The organism is Mycobacterium gordonae (assembly GCF_002101675.1).
In the GTDB taxonomy this organism is placed as follows: Bacteria; Actinomycetota; Actinomycetes; order Mycobacteriales; family Mycobacteriaceae; genus Mycobacterium; species Mycobacterium gordonae.
The window spans coordinates 39,372-45,585 of sequence record NZ_LQOY01000241.1; the positions used below are offsets into that span (position 1 = coordinate 39,372).

Consider the following 6,214-nt stretch of genomic DNA (forward strand, 5'->3'; position numbering starts at 1 on the left):
TATTAATTCACGCATGCTGTTGAAACTTTCGCGCCGGTGTGGCAGCGTCGCTGTCCGTAATGCAATCGTTATAAGAGCTAGGTGCCGCCCCGGCCTAAGGCCGATATAAGACAGTTATGTGACCGTAATAAGTACGTGATCAACCGGAGGACTGTGCATGTCTTATGTGATAACCGCCCCGGAAGCACTCGCTGCCGCGGTGACCGATATAGCCGGAATCGGCTCCTCCATCAACGCCGCGAATGCCGCGGCGGCGGCGCCGACCATCGAGATTCTGGCCGCTGGCGCCGATGAGATCTCGACGGCCGTCGCCTCCCTGTTCGGCACGCATGCCGCGGACTATCAACTTCTGAGCGCCCGAGCGGCGTCATTTCAGTCCCAGTTCATGGATGCCCTGATGGCCGGCGCGCAGCGATATGCCGGCGCCGAGCTGCTCAACGGTTCGCTGTTGCGCGACATCGCCGAACGATTCCTCGGCAGCCCGCTGCCGGGCAACGGTGGTTCGGGTCAGGCAGCCGCCAGCGCCGAAGCAACCGGTGCCACGACAGCACAGACGACGGCGACCGCGACGGCTACGAGCGCCACCGCGCCCACCACACTGGCGACGACATCGGCCGCGACGCCCGCTGCCGGCAGTGCGTCCGGGACGGGGCTGACAGCCACCTACGCCACGACGTCACAGTGGAACAGCGGGTTCGTCGCCAACTACAAGATCACCAACACCGGCACGGCCCCGTTGACGAACTGGCAGCTGCAATTCAATTTGCCGGCGGGTGAATCCGTTGCGAATCTGTGGAACGGACATGTCACGCAGTCCGGCACGCAGTACACCGTCACCCCGCAGAGCTACAACGCCACCATCGCGCCCGGTGACTCGGTCACCGTCGGCTTCCAGGGCGCGCAGTCCGGGACGTACTCACCGCCGACGAATGTGTCGATCAGCGGGCAGCCGGTCATTGGCGGTACCCCGCCCGTCACGACCCCGCCCGTCACCACCCCACCGGTCACGACGCCGCCGGTGACGACACCGCCGGTCACCCCTCCGCCCGTCACCACCCCGCCGGTCAGCACCGGGGGACTGAGTGCGGTGTACACGGCGACGTCGCAGTGGAACAGCGGATTCACCGGCAACTACGCGCTCACCAATACGGGCACCACGCCGCTGAGCAACTGGAACCTCCAATTCGACCTTCCGGCAAACGAATCCATCACCAATCTGTGGAACGGACAAGTCACGCAGACCGGATCGCACTACACCGTGACTCCGGCGAGCTACAACGGCACGATCGCACCCGGTGGTTCGGTGAACGTCGGCTTCCAGGCCTCGCAGACTGGTTCCTACGGCGCGCCGACCAATCTGCTGGTCAACGGTCAACCGGTGACCGGCGGGTCCATCACACCGACGCCGCCACCGACGACCATCCCACCGACGACCATCCCGCCGACGACCACTCCGCCGACCGGAGGCACCGTCATCTCCGCTCAGTACGGAACCACTACCCTCGGCAACGGCTACGTGGTGCAGAACAACGCCTGGAACAATCCCGGCGGACAGGCCATCACCGTCAGCCAGACCGGATTCACCATCACCACCGAAAACGGCTCCGCCCCCACCAACGGAGCCCCGCTGGGTTACCCGTCGATCTACACGGGCTGGCACTACGGCACGGGTTCAACGGGCACCATCCTGCCGATACAGCTCGGCCAGATTCAGACCGCGACCAGCAGCATCAGCTACACCTATCCCACCAGCGGGATCTACAACGCCTCGTACGACATCTGGCTCAATCCCACCCCTATCACCACCGGCGTCAACCAGCAAGAGGTGATGATCTGGTTCAACCACACCGGACCCATCCAGCCGGTTGGCTCGGTGGTGGGCAGCGCGACCATCGACGGGCAGAATTTCGCCGTGTGGAAGGGCAGCAATGGCCAGAACAACGTGGTCTCCTACGTGGCGAACTCGCCGATCACCACTTGGAACAGTTTCGACGTGATGGGCTTCATCGACAACACCCAGACATGGGAGCCGGTGACCGACTCGTGGTATCTGACCAGCATTCAGGCCGGCTTCGAGCCGTGGAGCGGCAGCGTCGGCGCCGGGGTCAACTCCTTCTCGGCCAGCATCAACGGCCACAACTGAGCGAAAGGTGTTGTGCCGGAACGGGTCTCGATCAGTTGGCCGGCGCGGGTGCCATCGATCCGATGAAGTACGTTTCGCGCCCGGTGGGATAGCCACCACCGTTGGTGGCGATGTGGACGTGGTCGTAGTGATTGGCGGTCTCGTTGCCCAGGTCCGCGGTCCAGCTTCCGGAGGCGGGGCCCAGGTAGATCTTCTGCCGCCAGATCACGTGGTCGATGCCCCAGCGCTTGGCGTTGGCCAGGGCCAATCCGGCGATCTGATTGCCCAGGGCGATGCCTTCGGGGCTGTCGTGGTTGGGGATCATCACGTCGATCGCCAGGCCGCTCGGGTGCCACCGCAGGGCGTCCTGACGGAAGCCGCCGATGGTCTTGATCTCCGGGAACAGCAGTTCGATGACGCGGGCCGCCCAGATGGTCTTGACCTGCAGTCCGCCCTCCGGGGCGATGCCCGCGGGTAACGCCATCTGGAAGTCCTGGGCCATCACCGGCGCGTTGCCGGCCAACATCGCCACCTCGGCCGCACTGGCGGTTTGTGGCGCGGCCACCGACGGCGCCGACGTCTGGCTGGACGGTGGCGGCGCCGCGACCAAGGGGCTGTCGGCGCAGCAGGGTGTGTTCTGTTTGGTGTCCTGGGCGTAAATCATCCCCCCGGCGAGCACCAGCGAGGCCGCGATTGCCAACCAGCGGCCCCAGCCTTTCGCTTCGGCGTCTTTGCCCACCCACAGCACTCTAGTGTCGTGTGGGGCGGATGTGGCACTCTTCGCCAGGTTGTCGGCGTTTTCTCAGCTCGCTCGGGGGTCAGTTGCGCCCGGGCAGTTTCATCACGGTGCGCACGATGGGCAGCAGGGACTTCTGCCAGAGCGTCGAGGGCAGACCGAAGGGCGGATCGAGATTGAAGACCCGCGCGGTCGCGATGGTCTGCGACTCGGTGTACTTGAGCAACCCCTCGGGACCGTGCCGGCGACCGACGCCCGACTGTCCCATGCCGCCCATCGGTGCACTGAGGCTGCCCCAGGCGAATGCGTAGCCCTCGTCGACGTTCACCGTGCCCGAACGCAACCGGGCGGCGATCTGCTGCCCCTCGGCGGGCGTACGGGCCCACACGCTCGCGTTCAGGCCGTACTCGGTGTCGTTGGCCTTTTCGACGGCCTCGTCGACGTCGGCTACCGGGTAGATCGACACCAGCGGCCCAAACGTCTCGTTGGCGGCGCATTCCATTTCCGGTGTGACGTCGGTGAGCACGGTCGGCTCATAGAACAGGGGACCGACGTCGGGCCGGGCCTTGCCGCCCGCGATCACGGTGGCGCCCTTGGACGTTGCGTCGTCGACGTGGTCTAACACGGTCTTGAGTTGGCCTTCGGAGATCAGGCTGCCCATGTCGACGGAGAAGTCGTAGGCGGTCCCCAGCTTCATGTTGCGGACGGCGTCGCCGAACTTGCGGGTGAACTCCTCGGCGATGTCCTTCTCGACGTAGATCCGCTCAATCGAGATGCACAGCTGGCCCGCGTTGGAGAAACACGCGCGGGTCGCCGCCTTCGCCGCTTTGTCCAGGTTGGCGCCGCGGGTGACGATCATGGCGTTCTTGCCGCCCAACTCGGCGGAGAACCCGATGAGCCGGCGCCCGGCCTGCTCGGCGAGATGGCTGCCGGTCTGAGACGACCCGGTGAACATCAGATAGTCACAGTTCTCGGTGATAGCCGTCCCCACCACGGAGCCGGGGCCAGGGACGATCGCATACAGCGCGCGCGGCAGGCCGGCCTGGTACAGCAACTCCGCGCAGGCCAGCGCGCAATACGGGGTCTGGCTGTCGGGCTTGAGCACCACGGCATTGCCGGCAAGAAGGGCGGGCACCGAGTCAGACGCGGTCAGGGTCATCGGGTAGTTCCACGGTGAGATCACCCCGACCACGCCTTTGGGCTGATAGCCGACCGTGGTCTTGCCGATCGCGGGCAGCAGCGCCTGCACCTTTTGCGGCTTGAGCAGCTTGGCGGTGACGCGCACGTAGTAGTTGGCGTTCGCCATCAGGTCGACGATCTCCTCCTGGGCCGCCCACCGGGCCTTGCCGGCTTCGGCCTGCAACAGGTCCATCAGGAACTCGCGGTTCTCGATCACCAGGTCGCGGTAGCGGCGGATGATGTCGATGCGCTCGCTGACGGGCCGCTTGGCCCACTCGACCTGCGCCGCACGGGCCTGTGCGAAGGCGGCAGCGACATCCTCGGCAGTGCCGACCGGGATGGTGGTCAGGGGCTTGCCGGTGAAGACTTCGTCGATCGTCTTGGTCGGACGTTCGTTGACGTCCTTGATCGCGGCAAGCTGACGTAGGCGGTCGAAGACCTCGGCTGACGGTGCGGGCATATCGCTACCTCTCGAAGAACGCGGGGTATCTGTGACCTCAGCCTATCGGTGCGGACAAGGTGGCCCTCCGCGCTGGTCAGAGCCGCGATGTCAGCGAGCCGAAATCCGTTGCGCGATCTCTCCGTAGCGTTCGAACCGTTCGGGATCACTCAATGCGTTGTAGAGAACGAGGCGAGTGGCGGTTGTTTCGTATTTGCCGACGAGCGCTTCGGCCAATCCGTCCCATGTCGACTCGGTGGCGAACACCGCGATGAGATCGTCGGTGATCTGGGCGGCCATTCCCTTGAAGTCACCGGCCTTCTGCTTTTCCCGGATGCGGGCCGTAGTGCCCTCGAATCCGGCTTCGTCCAGGATGAAGGCGTAGTTGGGCGTACTGGCATAGAAGCTGAGACTGGCTCGCACGAGTTCCCGCTCGTTGTGCCGCTCTTCGTCGGTGTCGCCGACGATCGTCATCACCGGCACGATCACCGCGATGTCGGACGTGTCGCGGCCTGACTTCTGGGCCCCGGCGGCGACGTTGGGCGCGACGTGGCGCGCGAGATACCCCGGTTCGCCGAGCGGATGGACGTGGACGCCGTCGGCGACTTCGCCGGCCATGCGCAGCATCCAGGGATTGACCGCTGCAATGTCGACCTTGGGATCGGCCGCATCGATGGGTCCGGCACTCCACTGCGGGGTGATGAAATCGAGCTCGTAGAACTCGCCGTGATGGTCGAGTCTTCCGGTGCGAAACGCGCTGAAGCACGCTTTGACGGCCCGCACATAGTCGCGCAGACGCGGTCCGGGCCGTTCGAACGGCATCCCGTAGCGCCGCACCACGTGCGTGCGGACCTGGGTGCCGAGCCCGAGCCGGAAGTTGCCGTTGGTCGCCTCCTGCAGTTCCCACGCCGTCGCCGCAGTGACGAACGGGCTGCGCGGGAAAGCGACGGCTACGCCGGTCGACAGCTCAAGACCGGGGGCGGCCTGGGACGCCACGGCGGCGTTCAAATAGGCGGTGCGTCCGGTTTCGGTGAATAACAGACCGGAGAATCCGGCTGCCTGTGTGCGTTTGGCGGTGTCGCCGATCAGCGCAAGCGGCTGCGGAATGGTCATCGCGTCAACATGCACGGCTGGAACGCTACCTCCGCATGCCCGACGCCACGCACCGACACCGTCCATTCGGCTCACCGGTCACCCGATTTCGGCACAAGAATTCCGCAAGAACTTCGCGATGTTGTGGCAAGCGTTGTGGCGCACCATGAGTGATGTCCGTCCCGTGCGAGCCGAACTCGGGATCGGTAGCGGCGCCACGGATGCCAACCCGACGTTGCCGGCGCGGACCTGAGTACTCGGAGGCAAGCCCCATGATGCACCCGCACGGGGAGCTGTCCCGGGCGGAATATCGCAGCTCCGTCTGGCCCCGACATGAAGGTTGCTGGTGCTATGTTGACGACGCTGTCGGTCTTGACCGTGATCCATTTGCGCTCGGTAGTGAGGAGTAGTACGAGTGAGTGCCAACCCATTCGACGACGACAATGGTCGCTTCTTCGTACTGGTCAACGACGAGGAGCAGCACAGCCTTTGGCCGGAATTCGCCGATGTGCCCGCCGGTTGGCGCGTGCTGCACGGGCCGTCGGACCGAGCCGCAAGCCTGGAGTGCATCGAGCAGAACTGGCCCGACATCCGGCCGAAAAGCCTGCGCGAACGGCTGGCGCAGGACGCGGGCCGCTGACTCAAC

5 protein-coding genes are annotated in these 6,214 nt (G+C 65.2%); 2 read left to right on the forward strand and 3 right to left on the reverse strand.

Annotated elements, in window-relative coordinates:
- Window positions 1-157: 157 nt before the first annotated feature.
- A complete protein-coding gene (locus AWC08_RS39795; RefSeq protein WP_069432861.1) occupies window positions 158-2,143 on the forward strand; it encodes a cellulose binding domain-containing protein in 1,986 nt (661 codons plus the stop codon).
- A 31-nt stretch (window positions 2,144-2,174) separates the two neighbouring features.
- Here the strand turns inward: AWC08_RS39795 and AWC08_RS30715 are convergent, their stop codons facing one another.
- The 3 genes from AWC08_RS30715 to AWC08_RS30725 all read right to left on the reverse strand — a co-directional run bounded on the left by AWC08_RS30715 (window position 2,175) and on the right by AWC08_RS30725 (window position 5,604).
- Window positions 2,175-2,870: a VldE C-terminal domain-containing protein gene (locus tag AWC08_RS30715; RefSeq protein WP_065134744.1), complete on the reverse strand. Its 696-nt coding sequence runs from the start codon at window positions 2,868-2,870 to the stop codon at window positions 2,175-2,177.
- A 70-nt stretch (window positions 2,871-2,940) separates the two neighbouring features.
- Window positions 2,941-4,497 carry a succinic semialdehyde dehydrogenase gene (locus AWC08_RS30720; RefSeq protein WP_069432862.1) on the reverse strand — a complete coding sequence of 519 codons (1,557 nt, stop codon included), beginning with the start codon at window positions 4,495-4,497 and terminating at the stop codon, window positions 2,941-2,943.
- A 90-nt stretch (window positions 4,498-4,587) separates the two neighbouring features.
- Window positions 4,588-5,604 carry a TIGR03617 family F420-dependent LLM class oxidoreductase gene (locus tag AWC08_RS30725; protein WP_069432863.1) on the reverse strand — a complete coding sequence of 339 codons (1,017 nt, stop codon included), beginning with the start codon at window positions 5,602-5,604 and terminating at the stop codon, window positions 4,588-4,590.
- Window positions 5,605-5,983: 379 nt separating this feature from the next.
- Here AWC08_RS30725 and AWC08_RS30730 point away from each other — a divergent pair, with 379 nt between their 5' ends.
- The gene (locus tag AWC08_RS30730) at window positions 5,984-6,208 is read left to right on the forward strand and encodes an MbtH family protein (protein WP_065134747.1); all 225 of its coding nucleotides are present in this window, start codon (window positions 5,984-5,986) and stop codon (window positions 6,206-6,208) included.
- Window positions 6,209-6,214: the final 6 nt, after the last annotated feature.

Bases quoted from the DNA above. Each gene is read 5' to 3' on its own strand.
- AWC08_RS39795 (WP_069432861.1), top strand. From the start codon at position 158: ATGTCTTATGTGATAACCGCCCCGGAAGCACTCGCTGCCGCGGTGACC.
- AWC08_RS30720 (WP_069432862.1), bottom strand. From the start codon at position 4,497: ATGCCCGCACCGTCAGCCGAGGTCTTCGACCGCCTACGTCAGCTTGCC.